Source organism: Micromonospora arida (assembly GCF_042873195.1).
Lineage (GTDB): Bacteria > Actinomycetota > Actinomycetes > Mycobacteriales > Micromonosporaceae > Micromonospora > Micromonospora arida.
This window is the reverse complement of record NZ_JBIALC010000001.1, coordinates 1,094,452-1,118,972: the sequence shown is the minus strand read 5'-3', so window position 1 is coordinate 1,118,972 and position 24,521 is coordinate 1,094,452. Positions and strand designations below refer to the sequence as shown.

The 24,521-nt window shown below is 71.9% G+C and carries 20 protein-coding genes; 10 read left to right on the top strand and 10 right to left on the bottom strand.

Annotated elements, in window-relative coordinates; all coding sequences use genetic code 11:
* Positions 1-81: 81 nt before the first annotated feature.
* Entirely contained in the window at positions 82-678 is a 597-nt protein-coding gene (locus tag ACFYP0_RS05210) for a hypothetical protein (protein ID WP_356974941.1), read from the top strand.
* 117 nt (positions 679-795) lie between these two features.
* Here the strand turns inward: ACFYP0_RS05210 and ACFYP0_RS05205 are convergent, their stop codons facing one another.
* The 6 genes from ACFYP0_RS05205 to ACFYP0_RS05180 all read right to left on the bottom strand — a co-directional run bounded on the left by ACFYP0_RS05205 (position 796) and on the right by ACFYP0_RS05180 (position 8,187).
* A complete protein-coding gene (locus ACFYP0_RS05205; RefSeq protein WP_386994495.1) occupies positions 796-1,533 on the bottom strand; it encodes a hypothetical protein in 738 nt (245 codons plus the stop codon).
* 74 nt (positions 1,534-1,607) lie between these two features.
* Positions 1,608-1,988 carry a DUF742 domain-containing protein gene (locus ACFYP0_RS05200; RefSeq protein ID WP_124857205.1) on the bottom strand — a complete coding sequence of 127 codons (381 nt, stop codon included), beginning with the start codon at positions 1,986-1,988 and terminating at the stop codon, positions 1,608-1,610.
* Complete coding sequence (locus tag ACFYP0_RS05195) at positions 1,966-2,415, bottom strand: roadblock/LC7 domain-containing protein (protein ID WP_091399587.1); 450 nt, start codon at positions 2,413-2,415, stop codon at positions 1,966-1,968. The genes ACFYP0_RS05200 and ACFYP0_RS05195 overlap by 23 nt, the downstream gene beginning before the upstream one ends.
* On the bottom strand, positions 2,412-4,364 hold the full coding sequence (locus ACFYP0_RS05190) for a sensor histidine kinase (RefSeq protein WP_386994491.1): 1,953 nt from the start codon (positions 4,362-4,364) through the stop codon (positions 2,412-2,414). Before ACFYP0_RS05190 ends, ACFYP0_RS05195 begins: the two co-directional genes overlap by 4 nt.
* A complete protein-coding gene (locus ACFYP0_RS05185; protein WP_386994489.1) occupies positions 4,361-6,922 on the bottom strand; it encodes a LuxR C-terminal-related transcriptional regulator in 2,562 nt (853 codons plus the stop codon). Before ACFYP0_RS05185 ends, ACFYP0_RS05190 begins: the two co-directional genes overlap by 4 nt.
* Before the next feature lie 5 nt (positions 6,923-6,927).
* Positions 6,928-8,187, bottom strand: a complete 1,260-nt coding sequence (locus ACFYP0_RS05180; RefSeq protein ID WP_124857209.1) for an Hsp70 family protein — start codon at positions 8,185-8,187, stop codon at positions 6,928-6,930.
* Positions 8,188-8,487: 300 nt separating this feature from the next.
* On the opposite strand from ACFYP0_RS05180, the gene ACFYP0_RS05175 reads away from it, so the two are divergent.
* From ACFYP0_RS05175 to ACFYP0_RS05160, 4 genes are all read left to right on the top strand, one after another.
* The gene (locus ACFYP0_RS05175) at positions 8,488-9,372 is read left to right on the top strand and encodes an IniB N-terminal domain-containing protein (RefSeq protein ID WP_124857211.1); all 885 of its coding nucleotides are present in this window, start codon (positions 8,488-8,490) and stop codon (positions 9,370-9,372) included.
* Positions 9,373-9,568: 196 nt separating this feature from the next.
* Positions 9,569-11,344, top strand: a complete 1,776-nt coding sequence (locus ACFYP0_RS05170; RefSeq protein ID WP_386994484.1) for a dynamin family protein — start codon at positions 9,569-9,571, stop codon at positions 11,342-11,344.
* Positions 11,341-12,801 (top strand): hypothetical protein, encoded by a 1,461-nt coding sequence (locus ACFYP0_RS05165; RefSeq protein ID WP_386994481.1) that lies wholly within the window; start codon positions 11,341-11,343, stop codon positions 12,799-12,801. The genes ACFYP0_RS05170 and ACFYP0_RS05165 overlap by 4 nt, the downstream gene beginning before the upstream one ends.
* A gap of 211 nt (positions 12,802-13,012) precedes the next feature.
* A complete protein-coding gene (locus ACFYP0_RS05160; protein ID WP_386994479.1) occupies positions 13,013-16,954 on the top strand; it encodes a ThuA domain-containing protein in 3,942 nt (1,313 codons plus the stop codon).
* Positions 16,955-17,068: 114 nt separating this feature from the next.
* On the opposite strand, the gene ACFYP0_RS05155 is transcribed toward ACFYP0_RS05160, so the two are convergent.
* Complete coding sequence (locus ACFYP0_RS05155; RefSeq protein ID WP_356974960.1) at positions 17,069-17,353, bottom strand: hypothetical protein; 285 nt, start codon at positions 17,351-17,353, stop codon at positions 17,069-17,071.
* Between the two features lie 327 nt (positions 17,354-17,680).
* Between ACFYP0_RS05155 and ACFYP0_RS05150 the strand changes: the two genes are divergently transcribed.
* The gene (locus ACFYP0_RS05150) at positions 17,681-17,872 is read left to right on the top strand and encodes a hypothetical protein (protein ID WP_356974962.1); all 192 of its coding nucleotides are present in this window, start codon (positions 17,681-17,683) and stop codon (positions 17,870-17,872) included.
* Between the two features lie 48 nt (positions 17,873-17,920).
* Here ACFYP0_RS05150 and ACFYP0_RS05145 read toward each other — a convergent pair whose 3' ends face one another.
* Positions 17,921-18,190 (bottom strand): hypothetical protein, encoded by a 270-nt coding sequence (locus ACFYP0_RS05145; RefSeq protein WP_356974964.1) that lies wholly within the window; start codon positions 18,188-18,190, stop codon positions 17,921-17,923.
* A 1,819-nt stretch (positions 18,191-20,009) separates the two neighbouring features.
* Here ACFYP0_RS05145 and ACFYP0_RS05140 point away from each other — a divergent pair.
* A complete protein-coding gene (locus ACFYP0_RS05140) occupies positions 20,010-20,177 on the top strand; it encodes a hypothetical protein (protein ID WP_356974968.1) in 168 nt (55 codons plus the stop codon).
* 437 nt (positions 20,178-20,614) lie between these two features.
* Here ACFYP0_RS05140 and ACFYP0_RS05135 read toward each other — a convergent pair whose 3' ends face one another.
* Together ACFYP0_RS05135 and ACFYP0_RS05130 are read right to left on the bottom strand one after the other, a co-directional pair.
* Positions 20,615-20,881 (bottom strand): hypothetical protein, encoded by a 267-nt coding sequence (locus ACFYP0_RS05135; protein WP_356974970.1) that lies wholly within the window; start codon positions 20,879-20,881, stop codon positions 20,615-20,617.
* Between the two features lie 424 nt (positions 20,882-21,305).
* Positions 21,306-21,785: a septum formation initiator gene (locus ACFYP0_RS05130; protein ID WP_356974972.1), complete on the bottom strand. Its 480-nt coding sequence runs from the start codon at positions 21,783-21,785 to the stop codon at positions 21,306-21,308.
* Positions 21,786-21,887: 102 nt separating this feature from the next.
* Between ACFYP0_RS05130 and ACFYP0_RS05125 the strand changes: the two genes are divergently transcribed.
* Genes ACFYP0_RS05125 through ACFYP0_RS05115 form a run of 3 tightly spaced genes read left to right on the top strand, consistent with a single transcriptional unit; the run spans position 21,888 to position 24,455 of the window.
* Positions 21,888-22,583 (top strand): response regulator transcription factor, encoded by a 696-nt coding sequence (locus ACFYP0_RS05125; protein ID WP_356974974.1) that lies wholly within the window; start codon positions 21,888-21,890, stop codon positions 22,581-22,583.
* Positions 22,580-23,872: a sensor histidine kinase gene (locus ACFYP0_RS05120; RefSeq protein WP_355499505.1), complete on the top strand. Its 1,293-nt coding sequence runs from the start codon at positions 22,580-22,582 to the stop codon at positions 23,870-23,872. The genes ACFYP0_RS05125 and ACFYP0_RS05120 overlap by 4 nt, the downstream gene beginning before the upstream one ends.
* Positions 23,873-23,900: 28 nt before the next feature.
* Positions 23,901-24,455: a DUF5872 domain-containing protein gene (locus ACFYP0_RS05115; RefSeq protein ID WP_355499508.1), complete on the top strand. Its 555-nt coding sequence runs from the start codon at positions 23,901-23,903 to the stop codon at positions 24,453-24,455.
* Positions 24,456-24,521: the final 66 nt, after the last annotated feature.

Genomic DNA, 24,521 nt, shown 5'->3' with positions numbered 1-24,521 from the left:
GAAGACCTGAGACGAAAGCCAGGGCGACCCGAGGGAACCTCCCGGAGGTCGGCCAGGGTCGGCGGCCACATGCTGGCTGGCATGAAACGCGCTGCGCTCTACGTGATCGCCGGACCGGTCGGCATCGTGGCCTACGGCCTGGTCCGGCTGTGGGGAAAGTCCGACGGGGTGTACGGCCCCGGGCTCGACTGGCAGGCCGCCCACCTGCTCGCCCTCGCCGGCATGGTGTGCTTCGTCCCGGGTGTGCTCGCGCTGTCCTGCCTGCTGCCCCGCAGTCCGTGGCGCACCGGGGTGGTGGCCGGCACCTTCGTCGGCCTCGCCGCGACGATGGTGCAGTTCGGCGCGGACATCGTCGAGGGGCTGCTGGCCGAGGACCGGGCGGAGATGTCGAGGCTCGGCGCGGAATTCAAGGACATCCCCGGCGTGGAGGTGGCCTTCTACGACGTCGTACCCCAGTTTTTCTTCCTCGGCCTGCTCGTTCTCACGGGCATGCTCGCCTCCCGACGGCGGCTGCCGTGGTGGAGTGTGCCGCTGCTCCTCGTCGGCATCGTCCTGCCGGCGGTCACCCTCGATCTGCTTCCCATCGGCGGCCTGTGCATGGCGCTGGCGTTGGCCCCGGCGCTGCCGCTGGTGCGACAGCAGGGCGGCCGTGCCGAGTCGCCCGTGGCCGTCCAGTGAGGACGCGGGCGGCGCCGGTCCGTCGGACCGGCGCCACCCTTCGAACCGCTACTTCAGAGCGAGGGTCTGCCGCCGGAACGCCGGGTGTACCGCGCTCGCTCGGGCGTCCCGGACTGGTCAGTTCGGGAGGCCGGAGCAGGCGACCCCGTCGATCGTGCACGCCTTCGGGGCGGCACCGGTCAACGAGCCGTTGACCCGGAACGTCACCCGGACCGAGGCGCTGCCGGGCACCTGAGCGGTGTTCGGGTCCGGCACGAACGTCCACACCGCACCGTCCCGGCTGCCCTGCGCCCCCTCGACCCCGCTGATCCCCAGCGACTCCCGGGGCAGGGTGACGACCAGCGTCCACCCCTGGGCCGGGACCAAGCCGGGATTGCTGATCGTCACTGTCGCGCCGTAGCTGAGCAGGGCGTTGTCCGTGATGGCGAAGTCCGCGCCCAGGGCCGCCGGGGTGGGTTCGGTGGTCGCACCGGTCGGCGTGGGCCTGGTCGACGACGTGACGGCCGGTGGGGCCGAGGAGGCCGAGGCGGGCGGGGAAGCGGGCACCGCGGGGCTGGTGGCCGCCGGTCGCGCCTGCGCGCGGGGGGTACCGGACGGCGACGCGCCCACCTGCTCGACCGACGGCGGCGGGTCGAGGGTCACCGGCGTCAGCTTCTCCGGCGTACGCAGCACACCGACGACGGACACGGCCGTCGCGATCAGCACCCCGAGCGCCGCGACGACGGCCACCCAGGTGGCCCGCGAGACGTCCTCCCGACCGGTGAACACCCGCCGTGCGGCCGTGACGAGGGCCACGACCCGATCCAGCAGGATGATCGCCACGGTACGGCGTGGCTGAGGTGGTGTTGCCGGCACTGCCAGTCTCTCCTTCAGTTCGTCGCCGGGTGCGCGCCCACGATCCGTCCCGGTCGCGGGTGGCGCCTGCCCGGTCACAACCCGCGAAGCCCGACGAGTATCGCCTCGAGCAGATCCTCGGTCGGCAGCTCCGACAGCATCGGCGGTTCGTGCGTCTCGATCAGCCCGGCCGCGAGAAGGTCACCGAGCAGCACCCGGACCGTCCCCAGCGGAAGATCCAGCTCGGCACCCACCTCGGCCACCGACACTGGATGGTGACACAGCTCGACGATCCGCGCCTGCTCGGGGAAGAGCGGTGCGGGAGGCGTGACCCCCCTCCGGGCGACGACCAGCGAGATCAGGTCGAACTGGCCGCGTGCGGGCGCAGTGCGCCCCCCGGTCATCGTGTAGGGCCGGGCGACCGGGCCCGCGTCGTCGTCGTACCACGCCTCGTCAGTGGTGCCGCTGGTGTGCACCAGTGTCCCCGATCGTCACCGAGGAGGCCGGGCCCAGCGTGATCGGCAGGTGCTGCTCGGCCTGCCCCACGAAGAGCGCCACCTCGTACGCCATGTCACCGACCTCGACGTCGTCGCCGGCGATCCGCACGGTGAGGATGGTCCCGTTCGGGATGGTGGCGATGAACAGGAACGCTCGCGACATCTGCACCACGACCTGGCGCAGCCGACCCGCGTCACAGGTCCGGGTGGCCGCCAGCCCCAACGCGATCAGTCCGGCGACCACGCCGGAGATCTGCTCGGCCAGCTTCGCTCCCACCCGCCGTGAGCCGCCGAGCGGCAGCCCGTCCGGTGAGAGCACCACTGCGAACTCCGCGCCGTGTACCCGGTCGACCAGGTTGTTCAGGGCGTCGGTCAGGCCGTCCTCGGTGACCACTGCAGACGTCATCGTTGTCTCCTTGCTGTTCTGGCGACTGGCAACTCAACCGTGTCGAGGCTGGTCCTGCCGTGTTCCGGGCCGTTCGGCCCGGGTTGGCGGACCCGCGTCGGCAGCGTGCCGTTGCCGTTGGGGTCGGTCAGGTCGGCGCCGGTGCGGGCCGGTGGGTACGGGCTGTCGGGTGGTGCGTCGGCCGGTGCGCGGCCGGTGTCGGTGACCGTGATCAGCCGGGAGGGTAGGAGCACGATGGCGGCCGTCCCGCCGCGCCGGCTGGGGCGTAGCGAGACGTGGGCGCCGCAGCGGCCGGCAAGTACGGCGGCGGCGTACCAGCCGGCGAGGCCCGCCGGCGGGCCGTCCGGTGGGGGATTGCCGAGCAGGTGGTTCGCCTCGGCGAGCGCGGCGGCGTCCAGGCCGGGCCCGTCGTCGACGACGAGGACGGCACACCCCTGCGGTCGCTGTTCGCCGCTGACCCGGACGGTGGTCTCCGCCCCGGAGAAGGCCAGGGCGTTCTCGATCAGCTCCGCCAGCAGGTGGATGACGTCCGTGACTGCCGGCCCCGCGAGCGACCACGGCCAGTGCGGCGCGATCAGGACCCGGTGGTAGTCCGGCACTTCGGCGACCGCGCCGCGCGCCACGTCGAGCAGCGGCACCGGGCGTCGCCAGCGGCGGGCGGGTGTCGCGCCGGCCAGGGCGATCAGTTTCTCCACGTTGCGGCGGACCCGGGTGGTGAGGTGGTCGAGTTGGAACAGCTCGCCGGTCTCCTCGGTGGACCGTTCCCGACGTTGCATCCCGTCCAGCAGGCTGAGCTGGTCGCGCAGCAGGACCTGGTTGCGTCGGGTCAGCCCCAGGAACAGCTCCCGCTCGGCGTGACTCCCCGGCGTCGCGGGTTCCTGGGCTGGGGCCGGCGTGTCCGGCACCGGAGCCGGGGGGTCGGCGTCGGTCCTGGTCAGCTCGTCGGTCAGGCGTCGGACGGTGCCCGCCCAGCTCAGCAGGAGCACGAGCACGACGATGAGGCCGAGCCCCACGACGGCCCCGGTACGCGCGATGAGCACGGCGGCACCGGGGGCGGCCCGCTCGACGCTGCTGCGGGCGGTGTCCGTCACCAGCGTCTGCAGCGCGCCGAGGGCGGCGTCCGCCGCGACCCGCCAGCCCTGGACGGTGAGACCGGCCAGGGCGTTGGCGGTGCCGGGCTGGAGCAGCAGCCGGTCCTCCAGGGCGAGCAGAGCCGCGAACTCGGGGCCGGCCGCGAGGCGCTGATGCTCGTCCTGGCCGTCGGGCGGAAGCCCGGCCGCGGCCTCGGTGCGCGCGTACCGCTGGATGCTGACCAGTGCGGTCAGCCGGCGCCGCTCGTCGGCGCCGAGCCGTGCGCCGGTCAGGGCCGCGCTGACCACCGTGTCCTCCCGGGCGAGCAACTCCCGGGCGCGGGCCAGCGCGATCACCGCGCGGGTGTCGGCGGCCAACCCGCTCTCGTACGCGCCCCACTCCGGGCCGTACACCCGGAAGGCGACGTCGACGATCTCGTCGTACCCGTCGACTGCCGCGCCCTGGTCGAGCCGGCCGGTGTCCACCTGGGACCGGGTCGTGCCCAGGCCGTCGAGCCGTCGGACCAGCTTGCCGGCCCGGTCGCGGACGGTGCCGGCGCTGAGCAACCGGAGGTCGCGGCCCTTGGTGAACTCGCGGATCTCGGCGGCGGCCCGGTCGGTGCCTTCGCGGGCCCCGACCAGCGCGGGGGTCGTCTGCCCCGCCCCGGCGATCGTCTCGGCGGTGATCCGGCGTTCCGTCTGGACGCTCAGAATCAGGCGGTCGATGGGCTGGCCCAGTGTGTCCGCGAGCGCCCGGACGCGCAGCAGGTCGACCGCGTCCTGGCTGGACACGTAGGCCGCGTACGACCAGAGCGTGATCAGCACGGCGGCCAGCACGGCCAGCCTGGTCCGGATCAGCCGAACGTCGTTACGGGTCATCGGGTCGCCCGCTGCGGCCACGGTTGCCCCGCCGTGTCGCTGGCCCGGTCGGCGACGAGGGTGCGCAGCAGCGCCAGCAGTTCGGTGCGGTTGGCGCAGTTGAGCCGGTTGCGCATCCGTGCCACGTGGTGTTCGACGGTCTTGGCCGAGATGAAGAGCCGATCGCCGATCTCCCGGTAGGTCAATCCGGCCAGCACCAGCTCGGCGACCTCGTACTCGCGGTCGCTGAGACCGTGCTGCGTGGGGCCGGCGACCCGTGCCGTGCTCGCACCGGTCGTCGGTGTCTGCCCGCTCTGCCCACCGGAGGGCCGCCCCTGCAACGCTCGGGCGCACTCCAGCAGGGTGGTCATCGCCCGTCGGTCCGCGGTGCGGATGGCGGCCTGCCCGGCGAGGCGGGCGCCGTCCCAGCACAACCCGGTGTCGTGCAGCCCTCGGGCGGCGGCCTCCACCCGGGTCGGGTCGACGACCCCCCGGAGCACCTCCACCCAGCTCTCCGCGGCGGCGGCGACCACGGCCGCGTACCGGCTGTGGCCAGCGGCGGCGAGCAACGCCGCGACGTGTTCGTCGGCGATCGTCGGCTCGCCGGTCAGGATGGCGGCGTGCAGCCCGCTCCAGTGCAGCGGCACACTCCACAGTGGTGGGTTGTCGAGGCGGTCGAGCAGCGCACGCCCCTGGTGCAGGTACGGCTCCAGCCGGGCCAGGTCACCCAGCCGCGCGCCCGCGATGGCCAGCTCACCCAACGGCAGCAGGGTGAACAGGTCGACGGGGTGCCGCACCACGGCCTCCAGCGCCTGCCCCCAACCCCGCTTGAGCGCACCCAGGTCACTGTTGCGCCGGCCGATGCCCATCCGGATCGCGGCGGCGAAGAGGTGGTCGCGTGACTCCAGTGGTCGCCCGTCGAGCGTCACCGTGGCGAGCCGCTCGCCGGCGGCGTGGATCTCGCCACGGACCATCAGGATCCAGGCCTGCAACAGCCGGTGGCGGCGGGCCATCAGCGGGCCGCCGACACCGGCGCCCAGGGCGCGGTGCAGCACCCGCTCGGCGATCTCCAGCTCACCGCAGTGCACCGCCGTCAATGCGGCGAGAGCCGCCGGGCTGTCCGGCAGCAGCGCCGCCCGGCCGTCCGGCTCCAGCAGCGCCGCGGCCTGCACGAGCGCGGAGAGCGCGGCGGTCGGCGGGCCGGTCACGCTCTCCCGTACACCGTTGGCCATTAGTCGGGCGGCGCTGGCGTGCAGGGTCGGGGGTTCGCCCGCCGGGGCACCCGCCGGTGACTCGGTGCTGGCGGCCGGGTCACCGGCGGCCAGCCCGCCGACGATGGCGAACGCCGCCGCCGAGGCGGTGCCCGACCACCGGAACAGCTCGACGCTGCGACCGACGTGACCACGGTGGGCCAGGGCGGTGGCGGCGACCACGGCCGCCTCGGAGCGCTCCGGGGGAGCGGCCGTGGCCAGGAGTCGGTCCGCCAGCCGAAGCGCGTCGTCGAGGTCACCGGCGAGCGCGGCGGCGAGCGCCTGCCGCGCGTTGGGTGGGCGCCCCGCCGCCGTGGCCGCCGCGAACAGCTCGGCGGCGAACGCCGGCTCCTCGGCCAGCGCCTCGTCCGCCGCGGCGGCCAGGGTCGCGGCCGGGCAGTCGGCGAGCGCGCCGACCGCGAGCAGGGAGCGGACCAGCGGCAGCACCGCGCCACCCCGAGCGAGCTGCAATTCGGTGAGCCGCCGCCAGACCGCTGTCCGCTCGGTGGTGGGGCTGAGTGTCGCGACGGCCCGCCGGACGATCGGTGCGAGCCGGCCGTCCGCGCCGAGCAGCCCGGCCGCCCTGGTCGTGGCGATCAGTTCGTCGACTCCGGCCGGGTCCCGGCCCAGCAGCGCGCCGAGCATGCTCACCGGCAGCGCCCCGCCGGCCGCGACAGCGAGCAGCAGTCGTCGTACCGCGGCGGGCTGGACGTCCAGGTCCGGCCCGAATTCGAGGATGACGGACCGGGGTGGGTCCACCGCGCCGGTCCGGGTCTCCGCGCCCGCCAGCCCGCGGGCCAGCCGTTCCACGTCCCGGGGTACGCCGGCGGTCTGCGTGTGGACGAAGTCGACCAGGTCGGCGGGGCGGCCCAGCTCGGGTGTGGCGGCGAGATGGGCGGCGGTCTGCTCCCGGGTGAACGGCGTGAGCAGCACGGCCTGCCCGTCGCGTCGCAGGGCGTCGACCAGCTCACTGAACGCCGCTGAGCGGGGCCACGGGCGGTGGGCCACCACCAACCGGTGTCGCCGGCCGGCGACCAGACGCAGCAGCGCTTCGGTCCGCGCGTCGTCGAGCAGGTGCGCGTCGTCGACCAGCACCACGGTGTCGGGGTCGACCGGCTCGTCCGGCTCGGGGGCGGCCGTGCGGACGGCGATCCCGGCGCGCTGGTGAATGCGCTCCAGCTCGGCGAGGAGCGCGGTCTTTCCGTGACCGGCCGGGCCGGCGACGCCGACGGCGAGCGGGCCGGTCGGGTCCTGCGCGACCGTGTCCAGTAGCGCCTGCAACCCCTTGTCCAGGGTCAACCCTGGTGCGGCGAGGTCATTCATGATCATCGGGGTCATCCTTCGCGTCCACGACCGCGGGCCAGCGCCAGGCGGGACGGCTTCGGCAGTTCCAGTGGGAGGACCCGGACCGGGGGCCGCGGTGGCGGTTCGCCCGGAACGGTGTGATGGGCTCGGCGTGGTGCCGGGAGGGTTGCCCGCCCGGCACCGCTGACCGGGGCCGGGACGCGGGCCGGCGGCGGCTGGCGAGGGCGTGGTGACACCACCTGACAGGCGGCCATCGCCGCCCCGGTGGCGGCGGTCAACTGTGCGTCCGGCTCCACCTCGACGGGCACCGGGAGGGCCGCGCCGATCAGCTCGGTCACGAGCGGGACCCGGGTGGAGCCGCCGGCCAGCAGGACGCCGTCGAGCTGCGCCGAAGTCAGGTCGGCGCTGCGCACGGCCCGGAGCAGGAGGTCGACGGTGGCCTGCACCGTCGGGCGGATCATGGCCTCGAACTGCGCCCGGGTCACCGGCACCCGCGCCGGGCCGCTCGGCAGCGTCAGCACCACGTCGGCCGTGAGGTCGACCGTCAGCACCCGCTTGACCCGGTCACACTCCGCGCGCAGCCCGCGCAGCGCGGCCTGGGCCCCGCGACGTCCGGTCGCGGCCAACTCCCGGGCCAGCACGGTACGCGCATGCTCGGCGAGCGCCTCGTCGAAGTCGGCGCCTCCGATCGAGTCGAGACCCTGGGGGGTGCCGAACGTCTCGTACGTGCCGCGCGGGGTGCGGCGCACCAGAGCCGCCTCGAAACTGTTGCCCCCCAGGGCGTAGACGACGGCCGTGCTGCCCGCGAACCCGCGAGCGGCGTGGCTCTCGGCGACGGTGACCGTGCGGGGCAGCAACGTCACGTGTCGTAGGCCGAGGTCCGACAGGGCCCGGTGCAGCACCTCCCGCCGGTAGGGCCGCCACCCCGCCGGGTGGCTGAGCACGATCGCCTCGGCCGCCCCACCCTCCAGGGCGTGGACCCGCTCCACCACCCACGCCGCCAGCTCGGCGGTCAGCGTCTGCGGCGCGCACGGCTCGCCGCCGAGCAGCACCGGCACGTCGTCGCCGATCCGGTGGACGAAGTCCCGGGTGGTGCGGCTGCCGTCGTCGGTCACCGGCTCGCCGACGCGCAGCGAACCGTCCTCGGCCAGGCACAACACCGACGGCATGAGAGGTGAGCCGGCGCTCAGCGGGACGGCCTCGGGACGGGTCCAGGTCGCGCCACGTCGCCGTGCGACGGCGGCGGCCGTGTTGCTGCTTCCGATGTCTATCCCCAGGACGTACGGCATCGTCTCTGTCTCTCCCCGTGAGTCGGCCGGTCGGTGGCGATGGCGTCGGCTGCCCGACGACCCACCCCCGGCGAACCCCGCGGGCTCCTACGTTCGTACCAGAGATCAGTCCCTGGTCGGGACCCTAATCTCGGCGGGACGGTTTCCCCCTGTCCCCCTAACGTACGAGGTGGCGGAGCCCCTAGTTCAACCGGCCCGGATGCGGGCTCAGCCCCGATGCCCGGGGGCGGGCGCCCGCAATAGCGTCGTCACTGTCGACGTACGACACCCGCCAATGCCACATCCGAGGAGAACCGGCACATGGACTCGCAGCAGACGCTCCACGACTTCGTGCTCGACCTACTCACGAACCCGGACGCGCGGTCGGCCTTCGACCTCGACCCCGAGGGCGCGTTGCGGGGCGCCGGGCTCACCGACATCACCGCTGCGGACGTGCAGGACGTCGTACCGCTGGTCGTCGACTACGCGCCGGGTGCGGGCCTCGCGCCGTTGGCCTCGCCGGTCGGGCAGCTCGGGCTTGACCCGCTGCTCACCGACACCACCGACGTGGTGGGTCAGTTGCAGAGCGTGGCGCAGCAGATCAGCGTCACCAGCTCGCCCAGTGGCGTGGACGTCAAGGCCGGCGTGCTCGGCGCCATCGCGGTCGACCCGTCGACTGCCGCAGCCGGGGTCACCGTGCTGCCGGGCATCGGTCTGGGTGTCGGTCCGTACGGCCTCGACAGCGACCTGGCCGGTGTCTCCGACGTGGCGCACACCCTCGACGCCGACGTGGTGCAGCCGGTGGACGCGATCGCGGACCCGGTGCTCGGGGACGTCACCGGCACCGTCGGCGACCCGAGCGGTCTGCTCGGCGTCACTGACTCGAACCTGATCGGCGGCGACCTGACCGGCGGTGCCCTCTCCGGCACCCACGGTCAGATCGGCGGGGTCGTCAGCTCGCTGGGTGTCGACGACACCCTCAACGGGCTGGGCCTCGGGCACGGAGACGGCATCGTCGGCGGGGTCCCGCCGCTCGACGTGCCGTCGACGGTGGGCGGCGTGACGCACCAGGTGGACAGCCTCCTCCCCGGTGTCACCGACACGGTCGGTGACGTGACCGGTGGGGTCACCGATGGTGTGCTCGGCGGCGACTCGCACGCCTCGTCCGATCACGGGCTGCTGGGTATCACCGGCGGTCTGCTCTGATCCGGATCTCCGGGCGGAGCGGAGGGCCGGATCGTCTCGGGCGATCCGGCCCTTCCCGGTTCCACATCCGGTCCCTCTTGATAATTGAGCCGAAATCCGCACACTTGGTGCGGTGATGGCCGGGATCTGGTTGGACGTGCTGGACGAAATCGCTCGCACGTGCACTGCACACGGTCGCGGTGACCTACTTCAGACGGTGCGGCAGAAGCGCGCGCAACTGCTGGACCCGACGCTGCGTGTCCTGGTCATCGGTGAGCCGAACCAGGGCAAGAGTCAGCTGATCAACGCGATCATCAACGCTCCGGCCTGCCCGGTGGGCGACGGCCGGACGACCGTGCTGCCGACCGTGGTGCGGCACGCCGAGGCCCCCACCGCGGCGGTGGCGCAGGCGCCGCCACCAGCGCCGGGGCACCCCACCGGCACCGTCGACGCGGTCGCCGTCGAGCGGACCCCGGTGGCGCTCAACCAGGTCGCGGCGGGCGTGGCCGGCCTGGTCGGACGTCGGCCGGGCGGCGGCCCGGCGTACGTCGAGATCGGACTGCCCCGTGCCCTGCTCGGTGCCGGGCTGGTGCTGGTGGACACTCCCGGCACCGACGAGGTCACCAGCATCGGCGCCGCCGCTTCGGTCGCCGCGCCGGCCCGCGCGGACACCGTGCTGCTGGTCTCCGACTCGACTCGGGAGTTGTCGGTCGCCGAGCTGAACATGCTGCTGCACATCATGCGTTCGCATCCGAACGTGGTGGTGGTGCAGAGCAAGACCGATCTGGTGGCGGACTGGCGTACGGTCGCCGAGCGTAACCGGCAGCACCTGGCCGAGGCGGGCGTTCCGGCGACGCTGATCCCGGTCTCGGCGGCGCTGCGACTGCGCGCCGCCGCGGCCGACGACCGTGGGCTCAACGCCGAGTCGGGTTTCCCCGCGCTGATCGCCCGCCTGCAACGAGACCTGGCCGGCAAGGCCGACCACCTGGCCCGGGCGGCGGTGCAGACGGTGGCCCGGACGGTGGTGGAGCAGTTGGCCGCGCCGCTGCGCGCCGAGTTGGCGACCCAGGAGGCCGAGGAGCAGTCCGGGCCGATCTCCCGGCTGCACGCGGCGCAGCGCGAGGTCGACGAGCTGCGCCGGTGCTCCACCCGGTGGCAGAACACGTTGACCGACGAGATCACCGACCTGCTCGCCGACCTTGAGTACGACCTGCGTGACCGGACCCGACAGATCCTGCGCGCGGTGGACGAGGCGTTCGACACCGCCGACCCCTTGGTCGCCTGGGACACCTTCCAGGACTGGCTGGAGCGGAGCCTGGTGGAGGCGGCGGAGGCGAACCACGAGTGGCTGATCCAGCGCTGTGACTGGATTGCCCGGCGGGTGGCCGCCAACTTCGACCGGTACGGCTACGACGTGCTGCCGCCCTGGTCGATGACGATGCCGGACGACATCGGCGAGCGACTGCCCGAGCTGCAACGGCCGACGATCGACCGGTTCACCACCGGCCAGAAGCTGTTCACCGGCATGAAGGGCTCGTACGGCGGCATGCTGATGTTCGGTCTGGCGACCACCCTGGCCGGCATGCCGATGATCAATCCGGTCTCGGTCGGCATCGGGGCGCTCTTCGGCGGCAAGAGCATCCGGGACGAGAGCAAGCAGTTGCTCCGTCGTCGGCAGTCGACGGTCAAGACGGCCATCCAGCGGCATGTCGACGACTTCTTCGTCCGGATCATCCGAGACTGTCGCGACGCCGCCCGGCAGGTGCAGCGGATGCTGCGGGACCACTTCACGGGGCTGACCGAGGAGCTCCAGGAGGCAATCGTGCAGTCGTTCCGCAGCGCGAAGCAGGAGGCCGACACCGACGCCTCCCTGCGCGAGCAGCGGCAGCGCGAGATCCGGTTGAAGATGACCCGGTTGGCGGCGGTGTACGAGCAGGCTCAGCAGTTGACCGGTGCCCGTTCCGCCCCGCTGCTGCTGGAGCCGCAGGCATGACGGTGGGAGTGCGCCTGGATGAGGCGGCGTGGGGGTTGCTGCACCAGGCCATCGAGCTGTACCAGGACAATCCCCGGGCCGTCGCTGAGCTTCGGCAACAGGTGGCCCGGTTGGAGCAGCCGCTGCGGATCGCCATCGTCGGCCCGTGGCGATCGGGTAAGTCGACGGTGCTCAACGCGGTGATGGGCGAGGAGGTCGCGCCGGTCGAGCGGGCGGACGGGGCCTTCACCTGGTACGAGGACGGGGCCGCGCCGCGAGCCACCGCCTACCCGGTCGGGCAGCCGCCGCAGGAGTTGGCAGTGGTGAAGTCGGCGACCGGGCTGCGGGTGGACCTGGGCTGGGGTGCGGGGGAGGTGCGGGACATCGTGGTGCGGTGGCCGACGCGGGCGCTGCGGCAGATCACGCTGATCGACACCCCGGCGGTCGCCGGCGGCGCCGAGCAGGGCCGGGTGCCGGTGTTGGAGCGGGTGCTGCGCGACTCGGACGCGGTGTTGTACCTGACCCGCGACGGTCGCGACAGTGACCTGCGGGTGCTGGAGTCCGCACGGGACAGTGCCGTCGGGCAGTCCGCTGCGGTCAACGTGATCATGGTGTTGTCCCGCGCCGACGAGACCGGCGGCGGCCGGATCGACGGTCTGCTCACGGCCCGCCAGCTCGCTCGCCGGCACTACCGCGACCCGAGGGTGAACGCGCTCAGCGTCAACGTCGTGGCGTGCAGCGGCATGATCGGCCTGGCCGGCCGGATGCTCGGTGAATCGGATTTCGCCGCGCTCGCGACCCTGGCTCAGGTGCCCCGGGCGGAGCTGGACGCGCACCTCATCTCCGCCGACCGCTTCCTCCGCGGTGAGCTGCCGGTACGGCTGGACACCGAGGTGCGCGCCGCGCTGCTGGGCCGGTTCGGGGTCTTCGGTGTCCGGCTGGCGGCCACGCTGGTGCGTAGCGGGTTCGACAGCCGGGTGAAGCTCTCCGCGGAGTTGATTCGGCGGAGCGGTCTCACCGAGCTGCGCGAGTCGGTGACGCGTTGTTTCATCGATCGCCGCGACGCCCTGAAGGCGCGTTCCGCGCTGGCCGCGGTGGAGGCGCTGCTGCGGGCCGAGCCCACCCGGGGGTCCACCGAGCTGGTCGGCGCGGTGGAGCAGATCCTCGCCGGTGCGCACGAGTTCCGGGAGCTGCGCCTGCTGGTGGCGTTGCGGAACACCCGGCTGGGGTTCGACGCGGAGTTGGCCGCCGAGGCGCAGCGGCTGGTCGGCGGCGACGGGGTGGGCCTCGCGGCTCGGCTCGGTGTCGAGCATGAGGCCGACGTGCGGCAGCTCTGGGAGGTCGCCGCCGAGGCGCAGTGGCGGTGGCGGGACCGGGCGGAGGATCCTCTGCTCCCGCTGGCGCAGCGGCGCGGCGCCCAGGTCGTGGTCCGCAGTTGCGAGGGGATGATCGCCGAGTTGGCCGCGGGCGGGCGCTGAGCGTCCGAGTGTGGATCGCGGCCCGAAAACCGTTATTCGATCTCACGCCGCACGGTCGCCGCTGACCTGCGGAGATAACGCTCTCACGGATGGTGGGAGAGTGCTTGACGCGCCCCTGATCCGGACGCAACGATGCATTCGCATGTCTCGTCCCACCACCGCCAGGCGTGATCGGCGCACGCCGTCCCTCGCACCGCGAAAGGACCCCACTGTGCGCAGATCCCTGAGATCGTGGCTCGGCCTCGCGCTGAGCACGATCCTCGTGGCGGGCGGCATCGTCGCCTCGCCACCCACGGCCAGCGCCGCACCGTTCACCGTGCTGGTCTTCAGCAAGACCGCCGGATTCCGGCACGGATCCATCACCCCGGGCATCGCCGCGATCCAGCAACTCGGTGCGGCCAACGGCTTCACCGTCGAGGCCACCGAGGACGCCGCCCAGTTCACCGACGCCAACCTGGACCGGTTCGCCGCGGTGATCTGGCTCTCCACCACCGGCGACGTGCTCAACGCCGCCCAGCAGGCCGCCTTCGAGCGCTACATCACCGGCGGCGGCGGGTACGTGGGCGTGCACTCCGCCTCCGACACCGAGTACGACTGGCCGTGGTACGGGGGACTGGTCGGGGCGTACTTCGCCTCGCACCCGGCCGAGCAGAACGTCACAGTGAAGGTCGCCGACCAGGTGCACCCGTCCACCGCGACGCTGCCGCAGCGGTGGAACCGGTTCGACGAGTTGTACAACTACCGCACCAACCCTCGCGGCAACGCGCACGTGCTGGCCACCCTGGACGAGAGCACCTACACGGGCGGGAGCATGGGCGCCGACCACCCGATCTCCTGGTGCCAGAACTACTCCGGCGGCCGAGCCTGGTACACGGGCCTGGGGCACACCGACGCGTCGTACACCGAGGCGAACTTCCGTCAGCACCTGCTCGGCGGCATCCGGACGGCCGCCGGCGCGGTCGACGCCGACTGTGGCCCCACCGTCACCAGCAGCTTCCAGCAGGTGGAGCTGGCCAAGGGCGCGGCCGAGACCGGTGAGCCGATGAGCCTCACCGTCCTGCCGGACCGGGGCGTGCTGCACACCTCCCGCAACGGCGTGATCCGGCACACCGACGCCGCCGGCAACACCAAGATCGCCGCGACCCTGCCGGTCTACACCGGCGACGAGGAGGGTTTGCAGGGCATCAAGGCCGACCCGAACTTCGCCACCAACCGCTGGGTGTACGCGTACTTCGCCCCACCACTGAGCACCCCTGGCGGTGGTGCGCCCGCCGAGGGCACGCCGGCCCAATTCGCCGTCTGGGAGGGCGTCAACCGGCTGGCCCGGTTCACCGTCAACGCGGACAACACCATCAACCTGGCCAGCGAGACGTTGATCCTGAACGTGCCGACCAGCCGGGGCATGTGCTGCCACGTCGGCGGTGACATGGACTTCGACGCGGCCGGCAACCTCTACCTGTCCACCGGTGACGACACCAACCCGTTCGACTCCGCCGGCTTCACCCCGATCGACGAGCGGGCCGGGCGTAACCCGGCCTTCGACGCGCAGCGCACCTCGGCGAACAGCAACGACCTGCGCGGCAAGGTTCTGCGGATCAAGCCGAGCGCGGCCGGCGGCTACACCATCCCGGCCGGCAACATGTTCGCCCCGGGCACCGCGCGGACCCGCCCGGAGGTCTACGCGATGGGCTTCCGCAACCCGTTCCGGATGAGCGTGGACAAGGCCACCGGCATCGTCTACCTCGGTGACTACGGTCCCGACGCGGGCACCGCCGACCCGAACCGGGGGCCGGCGGGCAACGTCGAGTTCGCCCGGATCGACCGGCCCGGCTTCTACGGCTGGCCGTACTGCACCGCCCGCAACGACGCCTACAACGACTACACCTTCCCGTCCGGGCCGTCCGGCGCGAAGTTCAACTGCGCCGGTGGGCCGGTGAACAACTCGCCGAACAACACCGGCATCACCCAGCTGCCGCCGGCCGTCTCGGCCTGGTTGCCGTACGGCGGCTCCGGCTCGCCGCCGGAGTTCACCGGCGGTGGCCTGTCGCCGATGGGCGGGCCGGTCTACCGGTACGACCCGAACAACACCTCGCCCGTGGCGTTCCCCGAGTACTACGACGGGACCTACTTCGCCGGCGAGTTCGGTCGCCGCTGGATCAAGAACATCAAACTCGACGGGTCCGGCCAACCGCTGAAGATCAACCCGTTCCCGTGGACCGGCACCCAGGTCATGGACATGGAGTTCGGCCCGGACGGCGCGCTCTACGTACTCGACTACGGCACCGGCTGGTTCAACGGCGACGCCAACTCGGCGCTCTACCGCATCGAGTACGCCCGCGAGGGCAGAGCACCCATCGCCAAGGTGTCCGCCACCCCAACCAGTGGCACGGCGCCGCTGACCGTCGCCTTCTCCTCGGCCGGCACCCTCGACCCGGACGGCGACCCGTTCACCTACGCCTGGGACTTCGACAACAACGGCACCACCGACTCGACCGCCGCGAACCCGAGCTTCACGTACACCACCAACGGGACCCGCAGCCCGACGCTGACGGTCCGGGACACCACCGGCAAGACGGCCACCGCGAGCGTGGTCGTCACGGTCGGCAACAGCGCCCCGGTGGTCACCGTCAACACCCCGTTGAACGGGCAGACCTTCACCTTCGGGGACGCGGTGCCGTTCTCCGTGACGGTCACCGACGCCCAGGACGGCGCGATCAACTGCGCCCGGGTCAAGGTGAACTACGTCCTCGGCCACGACTCCCACGGCCACCAGCTCGGCAGCGTGCAGGGCTGCACCGGGGTCATCCAGACCTCGGCCGACGGCGAGCACGACACGGCGGCGAACATCTTCGGCATCATCGACGCCGAGTACACCGACCTGGGTGGAGGCGGCCAGCCGGCGCTGACCACGCACACCCAGGCGGTGCTGCAACCTCGGGTACGCCAGGCCGAGCACTTCGGTGACTCGTCCGGTGTCCAGATCGTCGCCGGGGCGGCGGGGCACGGCGGCGCGGCGGTCGGCTACGTCGACAACAACGACTGGATCTCGTTCCGTCCCTACAACCTGACCGGCGTCCAGTCGTTCAGCGCCCGGGTCGGTGCACCGGCCGGCGGTGGCGGCACGTTGGAGTTGCGGGTCGACTCGCCCACCGGGCCGCTGGTCGGTTCGGCCACGGTGGTGCCCACCGGTGGGTACGCCACCTTTGCCACGGTCACCGGTGGGGTCACCGCCCCGACCGGCACCCGGACCCTGTTCCTGGTCTTCAAGGGCACGGGCCCGTACTTCGACATCGACGAGTTCACCCTCTCCACCAGCCCGGGCGGTCCCGGACCTGACCCGGATCCGGATCCCGAGCCGGGTGCCAACCTGGCCCGGGGCAAGCCGGCGCGCGCGTCCAGCTTCGAGGGCGCGTTCACCGCGGCCAACGCGTTCGACGGCGTGGCCGGTACCCGGTGGGGCAGCGCCTTCGGCGACCCACAGTGGATCGACGTGGACCTCGGCGCCACGTACGCCATCAACCGGGTCAAGCTCACCTGGGAGGCGGCGTACGGCAGCGGATACCAGATACAGACCTCGCCGGACGGGGTCAACTTCACCACGATCCGTACGGTGACCGGTGGTGACGGCGGGGTGGACGACCTGACCGGGCTCAGCGGGTCCGGCCGGTACGTCCGGCTGCTCGGCACCACCCGGGGGACCGCCTGGGGCTACTCGCTGTTCGAGTTCGAGGTGTACGGCGGCAGCGGTGGAACCGGTCCGCCCGGTGGCAACCTGCTGCTGAACAAGCCCACGTCGACGTCCAGCAACGAGGGGGCCGACGTGTCCGGCGCCCAGGCGGTGGACGGCAGCCTCACCACCCGCTGGTCGAGCACGTTCTCCGATCCGCAGTGGATCCGGGTGGACCTCGGCAGCCCCACCGCGATCGGTCGGGTCAAGCTGAGCTGGGAGGCGGCGTACAGCAGCGCGTACCAGATCCAGACCTCGAATGACGGCACCACCTGGACCACAGTGAAGACGGTGACCGGGGCCGACGGCGGCGTGGACGAGCACACCGCTCTCGGGGCCAACGGCCGCTACCTGCGGATCAATGGCACGGCGCGGGGCACCGGATATGGCCACTCGCTCTGGGAGGTGGAGGCGTACAGCAGCTGACCCACCACCTGAGTCCGCCCCCACCGTCGATCGGGCGGTGGGGGCGGAGTCGCCTCGATCATGTGATGCTCAGTAGCTCCGGCGGCGCCCGGGCAACTACTCCTCATCACATGATCACGGCGCCGCCCTGCGCGTGGTCCGCACCGGCGGGCCGCTGGTTTTGAACAGCGCGGCTAGGTGTCGACGCACGGCTTGGCGATTGTGCAGATGAGGGGTTTCGGTAACGCTGCCACCGTTGTCGGCCACCCGGCACGCCTTGATCCGGTCGCGCGCCCACCCCAGCTCGGCGCAGCCGTCCGGCCGGCAGCGCCGGCACGATCCGTGCGTCTGGTGCTCCGTGATGGTCTGCCGGGCCAGCATCGGTACCCACACCGACCGGGGCAACTCCCGCTCGATCACCTGCGGTGCGCCCTGAGCGTGTCCCGCGCCCACGTCAGCATCTCGCACCCGCTGTCCTGGCACTGCGCGCATCGGCTCGGTGGCTCGTGATGCTGGGTGATCACCCGTTGCGCGGTCCAAATCACCAGCGCTGGCGTCATGGGTCCGTCGTCCATGGGCACGGCTCCACCTCCAGGAATGGGCAGGCCCGGCCACCGATCCCCGATCAGGTGACCGGACCGCATCCGGTTATCGCCCCACCAGCCTCCCTTGCAACGTGCACACCGTCAAGCTTGCAAGTGGCAATGTGTGCCCCCGGCACGTGCATACGGTCATGGCGTGAGACTCGTGGCGCTCTCCGACATCGCAGACATGCTCGGCGGCATATCGCGTACCCGGACCACCGAGATCACGAACCGCGCCACCTTCCCGGCACCGATCGACACGGTGGCCAGCGGCAAGGTTCGGGTCTGGAACCGCGCCGACGTGGAAGCGTGGATCAAGGTCCACCGGCCGCACCAAGCGCGCGACGAAAGCTGAGACGGCCCGCACCCCCGGACAGGGTGCGGGCCGCTCGCCTTGGTGCCGTTAGCGCTTGGAGATCTTCTCTAGCGCGTCCGAGATGTATCGCGCGTGCGCGCCGACGCCTATGTGATCCTGATCTTTGAGGGCGCTTTCCACACCGCTGACGGCCTCGCGGAGCTCGCTCAACTCGTGCGCTACGGCCAGGGCTGCGTACGCAGCGCCGTAACGGCGAAAGTCGTTGGAGTCCAGCTTGACTCCCAACTCGTCGTCTCGCTTCTCTGCGCTGTGCAGATAGTCCGCCGCCATCGTCTTGTAGTCCTCGCGCTTGGCCACGTCGCGTCCTTCCGGGTGCTTGGCATGTCTCGCGATCCTGACCGCCCGCGCCGGTATGGCGGTGGCTGTGTCCGCTGGACGACAGAACGGGTGCGGTCAATCGACCGCGCCCGTTTCCTGTAACCGTTCAAACCTTTTCGGCCTCCGCCTTGGTTGCGCACCGCTCCAGCCCGGCCAGCGCCTCTGCGGCGCTCTGGCGCGTCTGCTGGGCCGCCTTCCATCACGTTGCCCGCAATGAACGATGCGGCGTTGAACATCAGACCGGCGCTGGGAGCCGTCACCGTCTGCCGCACCCGGTCGATCTCGGCCGGTCTGCCACCGCCACGTTCAGCTCGGCCACGACGAGATCCAGCCGTGCCAGTCCGGCAGCGGCCTGGCCGTGAAGGTAGGTCAGCCACTCCGCCTGGCGCTGTTCGATTCAAGCGACACCTGGCGGCGGACCTGACCAACCGCGTCCCGGGTGCCGTCCGCCGTGATCTGCGCGGCCTCTGCCTGTTCCTGCCGCTCCCGGATCGTCCGGGTCACCGCAGCGGCATCCATCAGTGTATCGGCGGCGGCAGCGTCAGCGGACAGCCGCCGCGCGTCCGTGCCTGCATTCTCCGCGTCCGCCTTCGCGGCACGCGGGCCCGGTCCAGCTCGGCGGACCGGTTGGCCAGCGCGGCAAGCCGCTTTAGGTCCGCCCGGGTGTCCGGGTGTCCGGGTGCACGTGCCGGTCCGGGACGGTCATTCCGGCCACAGTGACCGGCACGCCTCCCCACGTGGCCGGAACCTCCGTGCCCGGCTCGGCCGGCTGGAGCAGCCCCGGCGCGTCCGGGAACGGCACCGTGAGCGAGTGCAGTTCCTCCCACCGTCCCTCGCGCGCCAGGTCTCACGCCCGTTCCTTATTGTAGCAAGCTTTGTGCCAGATGGCGTGCACGGGAACAACGGTTTCGGTGCTCGCTCCGGGTCGATCCGGTACCGCAAGCGGCCCGGCATGTACATCACGTTCGGGCGGATCGCGGGTTTGCGGGGGAGCGCGGGCCGGGTGTTGCCCGTGGTGCAGCCCAGCGGCAACATCTCCGTCAGAACCTCTGAGGCGGAAACAACCACCGCACCCCTTCGGGCGGTGAACCGAGACATGATCGCGATTGCCGAGAAGACGGACCAAGGGCTGCGCCGGTCGGGCTACCAGGACATCTCTGGCAAGCTGCGCCCCTGCGCGCCGAATTCGGGTAAGTGTCACCCCACGCTGCTGCGACCAGCGCTCCTGCATCACGTCGGCTCGGTATTGCCGTCCGCGCTACGGGTCCGAGGTGATGCATTACAAGGACGGTGCGCTGCTGCGCAAGAAACGTTCGCGTACCGCGTTCGTTCTGATGGTGGGAGGCGGGGCGGCGAAAGTACCGATCCATCAGACAGCGTCCACATGCTTATCCACAGCGGCGCTCCGGAAGTTGTCGCACTGATGTGCAATTGCCCGTTGGCTGCGACGCTCTGGCGCGCGCGGGGCGGGACGGTAGTGGGGGGAGGTGCCATTACAGTCCAACCGAGCGCGGAAGAGAGGGCTGCCGAACGCTCGGTGGTGGGATCGCTGTCCACCCCGAGGGCTAGATTGCTCCAACGGAAGTAGCCGGCCTGGCTCGCCAGGTCAAAGCGGCGGGCTCCCGGGGACTGCCATCCCCGGGGCCGCCTTGAACGGTCACGTCCGCTCATGTCCGAGGCAAGGACTATCTCTGAGGGAGAACGAAACCAAGTGACCACGGTAACGAGAGGTACCGGGCCGCGCCAGCCCGGGGGACCCGGCAGCACGGAGAACGCCCTGATCGCAGGGTTGCTGCTGGTGACGGTGCTGTCCATCGGGGCGTTGCTCTGCATCGTCCTGAGCAGCGCTGAGGAGATGGGCAACGTCGCTCCGGTGGCGATTCCCGCCATCAGCGGCATTGCCTTGGCCGCGATCGGGGCGATTGCGGTGGTGCTGCGTAGGCGGCCTCCCCGGGGCCGGCGGTAGCACGGGCGGTAGCACGGGCGGCAGTGCGGGTTGTGACTGGCAGCCCGCACTGCCAGCCCTTCGTCCACCACTTCATCAAGGCGGGCGGCACCTACCTAAAGCCTTTGCCGGATTAGGTGCCGACTCCCGGACAGACTGTGAGTTGTCCGACGGACCCGATCGGGTGCGTTGAGTTGGACACGGACAGCGGCTGACAACTACTGCTATGTGTACGAGAAGGACGACCAAGGGCCCTTGGACATGTCCGGACGCCGGACACCTCGGACGGCGGACACCGCGGGAACGTGGACCACGCCGACGGCGGACACTACGACACCGGGGTCAGAGCGGATCGTGGTGCACGCGGTGACCTTCATACCCCGGGTTGCGCAGCATCCGGTTCAGGTGGCCACCACTCACTGACCGCGTCCGGACGGGGGTGGGCAGACCGTTGGCGTTCAGCTTGCGCGCCTACGTGTGCAACGGATGCCGGCCAGGGTGTCTCGCGCGGCCTGGCGGACGACCTGCGCCTGATCCTCGTTGATGACCTGCCGGACCTCACGCCGCCGGGAGCCGGAAGCTGACACGCTCTCGCCGGTCGGCGCACCGTACTCCCGGGCGTAGCCGTAGAGCAGGGGACCGCTTGGCCTGCCCTGGCTGGCCGCGTCCGCGATCCCGGGCAGGACGCGCGAGCGTAGGCGCTCCACCTCTGCCTCTGCCGCCATGCCTTGCCGCAACAGGGCTTTCCGGTCGGCTGCCGGCGCGGGTCGTACGTCTGCGGGTCTTCGGCGTCGCCGAACACCCGGATGAGCACGCCGCGATCCCGCACAGATCGAGGAACGCACCCACTCGCCCATCTGCCGGGAGCCGCGCGACGACTCCCCCAGACTCACCATGTCGCACTGGCTGCTTCGGATGTACTCCAGCAGGGCGGCGTGGTCTGGACGGGTCCCGGCGGGCGTGCCGGCTGGCAGAAAAGTCAGGGTTAATGAACACGCGTCCCGGCTCCGCACCGGCCTCTACGCAGTCCCTGCGCCATGCCGTTCCTACCGGACGACGCTGCGCCCCTGGTCAGAGGTACTTTTCCGTGCTTACAGGTCCGATCGCATGTGGACCAGATAGGGGAAACAACCCTCATGTGTACGGTCGTCAGTCGTCGGCGACGGCCACCGGCTCCGAGCCGATGCAGCGCACCTTCAACTCGTACTCCCGGGCCGCCCCCTGGAACGTGACCTCGACGTCGTCGTCCGGGCCCCGGTCCACGTCGCGGACCCGGTAACCCTGCGCGGGCGCCCAGGAGACCAGGCGTACGCCGCCGACGCCGCACTCGGCGACGGCCGTGCCGCCGTCCGTGGCGAACCCCCGGCGAGCCCCGGAGCTGGCGCTCGGTGCAGAGCCCGGCGCGGCCGAGGCGGTGCCTGTGGTGCCCGGCGCGGCCGAGGCGGTGCTCGTGGTGGGCGTCGGCTCCGGTGCGGCGAGCGCCCGTTCGATCTCGGCCTCGCTGCGCACCCCGCCCGGAGTGCCGGTGAGGCTCTCACCCACCAACCGGATCGCGCCCAGGCCGATCAGGGTGGCGATGGCGGCGGTGGCCACCCAACCGGTGGCGACGAGGATCGAACGACGGCCCATCCCCTGACTATCCCCGATCCGTCCTTGTCGTTTGCACATCCGAACGCTAAGGCGTGGTTAACGTGCGCTGCGCTGCCGGCCGCAGCGGTTAGCCTGCCAGCTGTGGCCCGCCTGTTGCTCATCGAGGACGACCTGACGATCCGTACCCCGCTGATCCGGGCCCTGCGCGAACGCGGCCACGCGGTGGCGGCGGCCTCGACCGCGATGGCCGGGCTCCGCGACGCGCTGGAGGACCGACCCGACCTCGTCGTGCTCGACCTGGGCCTGCCCGACCTGGACGGCCGCGAGCTGCTGCGGATGCTGCGCGCGGTCAGCGCGGTGCCCGTCATCGTGGCCACCGCGCGTGACGACGAGACCGAGATCGTCCGGGTGCTCGACGCGGGCGCCGACGACTACGTGGTCAAACCGTTCACCGCGGCGCAGCTCGACGCCCGCGTCCGGGCGGTGCTGCGGCGGGGTCCCTCCGGCGCCGACGGGCAGGTCCCGGCGCTGGTTGTCGGTGGGCTCCGCGTCGACCCCCGGGCGCGGCAGGTGACCCTGGACGGGGTCGCGGTCGAGCTGACGCCCCGTGAGTTCGACCTGCTGCATCACCTCGCCGGCCGACCGGGCCAGGTGGTCACCAAACGTGAGCTGCTCACGGAGGTGTGGCAGATCCCGTACGGCGGTGCCGACAAGACTGTCGACGTGCACCTGTCCTGGTTGCGTCGCAAGTTGGGGGAGAACGCCCAACAGCCTCGCTACCTGCACACCGTGCGTGGTGTCGGGGTGCGTCTCGAAGCCCCGGCGGCGCAGCCGTGAGGGCGCGTCTCGCGCTGCTGGTCGCCGCGGTCAGCGTCCTCACCCTCATCGCGTTCCTGGTGCCGTTGGCGCTGCTGGTCCGCACCGTCGCCGAGGACCGGGCCACCGTTCGGGCCACCGCCGACGCGCAGAGCCTGGTGCCGGTGGTCGGCACCGCCGACGCGGCGACCATCCGCCTCACCGTCGAGCAACTCGCGGCGGAGTCCGGTCGACCGGTGAGCGTCTTCCTGCCCGACGGCACGGTGCTCGGCGCCCAGACACCGCGTACCCCCGCGGTGGCCCTCGCCGCGCGCGGACAGAGCCTCACCGGGGAGTCGGCGGCCGGTCGGGAGGTCGTCATCGCCGTGCAGGGCCGGGCGGACGGCACCGGGGTGATCCGGATCGCGGTGCCGCAGCACGAGCTGACCGCCGGGGTCACCCGGGCCTGGCTGGTGCTGGCGCTGCTCGGCGTGATCCTCGTGCTGATCGGGCTGCTGGTCGCCGACCGGCTGGCGCGCACCCTGGTCCGGCCGATCAGCGACCTCTCGGCCGTCTCACACCGGCTGGCCAACGCCGAGCTGGACGCCCGGGTCACGCCGGCCGGCCCGCCCGAGCTGCGCGAGGTGGCCGGCGCGCTCAACCATCTGGCCACCCGGATCCAGGTGCTCCTGGTGCAGGAGCGCGAACAGGTCGCCGACCTGTCCCACCAACTGCGTACGCCGCTGACCGCGTTGCGGCTGGAGGCGGAGTCGTTGCGTGACCCCGACGACGCCGCCCGGATCACCGCCGCCGCCGACGGGCTCGAACGCGCGGTCACCGGGCTGATCCGGCAGGCCCGGTGGCGGCACGCACCGGCGCAACCGGCCTCCTCGGACGCGGCGGCGATCGTCGCCGACCGGGTCGCGTTCTGGTCGGTGCTGGCCGAGGACACCGGCCGGGCCGTCACCCTCGACCTGACGCCCGGCCCTCTTCCCGTCGGTGTGGCCGCCGACAACCTGACGGCGGCCGTGGACGCCCTGCTCGGCAACGTCTTCGCGCACACCCCCGACGGGACGCCGTTCGCCGTCCGGCTCGCCCGTGCGGCGGGCGAGGCGGGTGAGGTGGTCCTCACGGTCGCCGACGAGGGCCCGGGCATGCCCGCCGGGGCGATCCGGCGGGGCGCCAGCGCGGCCGGGTCCACCGGTCTTGGCCTGGACATCGCCCGGCGCGCCGCGCAGGCCGCCGGCGGTCGACTGGAGTTGCGGGCCGGCCCGCAAGGCGGTGCGCAGGTGCTGCTCCGGCTCGGGCCTCCGACGTCGCCGAACGCATAGCCGCTGCGGTGCCGGGTAGCTGCCAGTCATGGCGCGGTATACGAAACCCGAGCTCAGAGAGCAGATCAAGGAAGAGATCAAGGCTTCCGACAAGGGCGGCCGGCCGGGGCAGTGGTCGGCGCGCAAGTCGCAGCTGGTCACTCAGGAGTACAAGAAGCGCGGCGGCGGATTCCTGGGCGAAAAGGACGAGCGGCAGAAGTCTCTCCAGCGCTGGGGCAACGAGAAATGGCAGACGAAGGAGGGCGACACCCGTGCGCGCAAGGGCGCCACGACGAGTCGCTACCTGCCCAAGAAGGCCTGGGAGAAGATGTCGGAGAACCAGAAGCGCGCGACCGACACGAAGAAGCGGGAAGCGTCCCGATCCGGCAAGCAGTACGTCGCCAACACCGGGCCGGCCAAACGGGCGCGTCGGGACGCCACCACGGCCGGACGGATGACGGAGATGTCGGTCGCGGAGGCGGCCAAGCTGGTCCGTGACCTCGACACCCGACAGCTCAAGACCGCGCTGCGTAACGAGCGCGCCAGCAAGGACCGCAAGACGCTCGTCCAGCGGCTGGAAGCGGAACTCAACCGGCGCGGCTGACCCGCCCCTCGACCGCCTTGATGCTGCAACGGCAGTTGGTCCGGGGTAGCCGTGTCGTCGGTAGTG

Excerpts from the sequence above, each read along its gene's own strand:
- ACFYP0_RS05130 (WP_356974972.1), bottom strand. The coding sequence starts at position 21,785 with ATGGGCCGTCGTTCGATCCTCGTCGCCACCGGTTGGGTGGCCACCGCC.
- ACFYP0_RS05180 (WP_124857209.1), bottom strand. The coding sequence starts at position 8,187 with ATGCCGTACGTCCTGGGGATAGACATCGGAAGCAGCAACACGGCCGCC.
- ACFYP0_RS05115 (WP_355499508.1), top strand. The coding sequence starts at position 23,901 with ATGGCGCGGTATACGAAACCCGAGCTCAGAGAGCAGATCAAGGAAGAG.
- ACFYP0_RS05185 (WP_386994489.1), bottom strand. The coding sequence starts at position 6,922 with ATGATCATGAATGACCTCGCCGCACCAGGGTTGACCCTGGACAAGGGG.
- ACFYP0_RS05175 (WP_124857211.1), top strand. The coding sequence starts at position 8,488 with ATGGACTCGCAGCAGACGCTCCACGACTTCGTGCTCGACCTACTCACG.
- ACFYP0_RS05195 (WP_091399587.1), bottom strand. The coding sequence starts at position 2,415 with ATGACGTCTGCAGTGGTCACCGAGGACGGCCTGACCGACGCCCTGAAC.
- ACFYP0_RS05190 (WP_386994491.1), bottom strand. The coding sequence starts at position 4,364 with ATGACCCGTAACGACGTTCGGCTGATCCGGACCAGGCTGGCCGTGCTG.
- ACFYP0_RS05210 (WP_356974941.1), top strand. The coding sequence starts at position 82 with ATGAAACGCGCTGCGCTCTACGTGATCGCCGGACCGGTCGGCATCGTG.
- ACFYP0_RS05165 (WP_386994481.1), top strand. The coding sequence starts at position 11,341 with ATGACGGTGGGAGTGCGCCTGGATGAGGCGGCGTGGGGGTTGCTGCAC.
- ACFYP0_RS05135 (WP_356974970.1), bottom strand. The coding sequence starts at position 20,881 with ATGGCGGCAGAGGCAGAGGTGGAGCGCCTACGCTCGCGCGTCCTGCCC.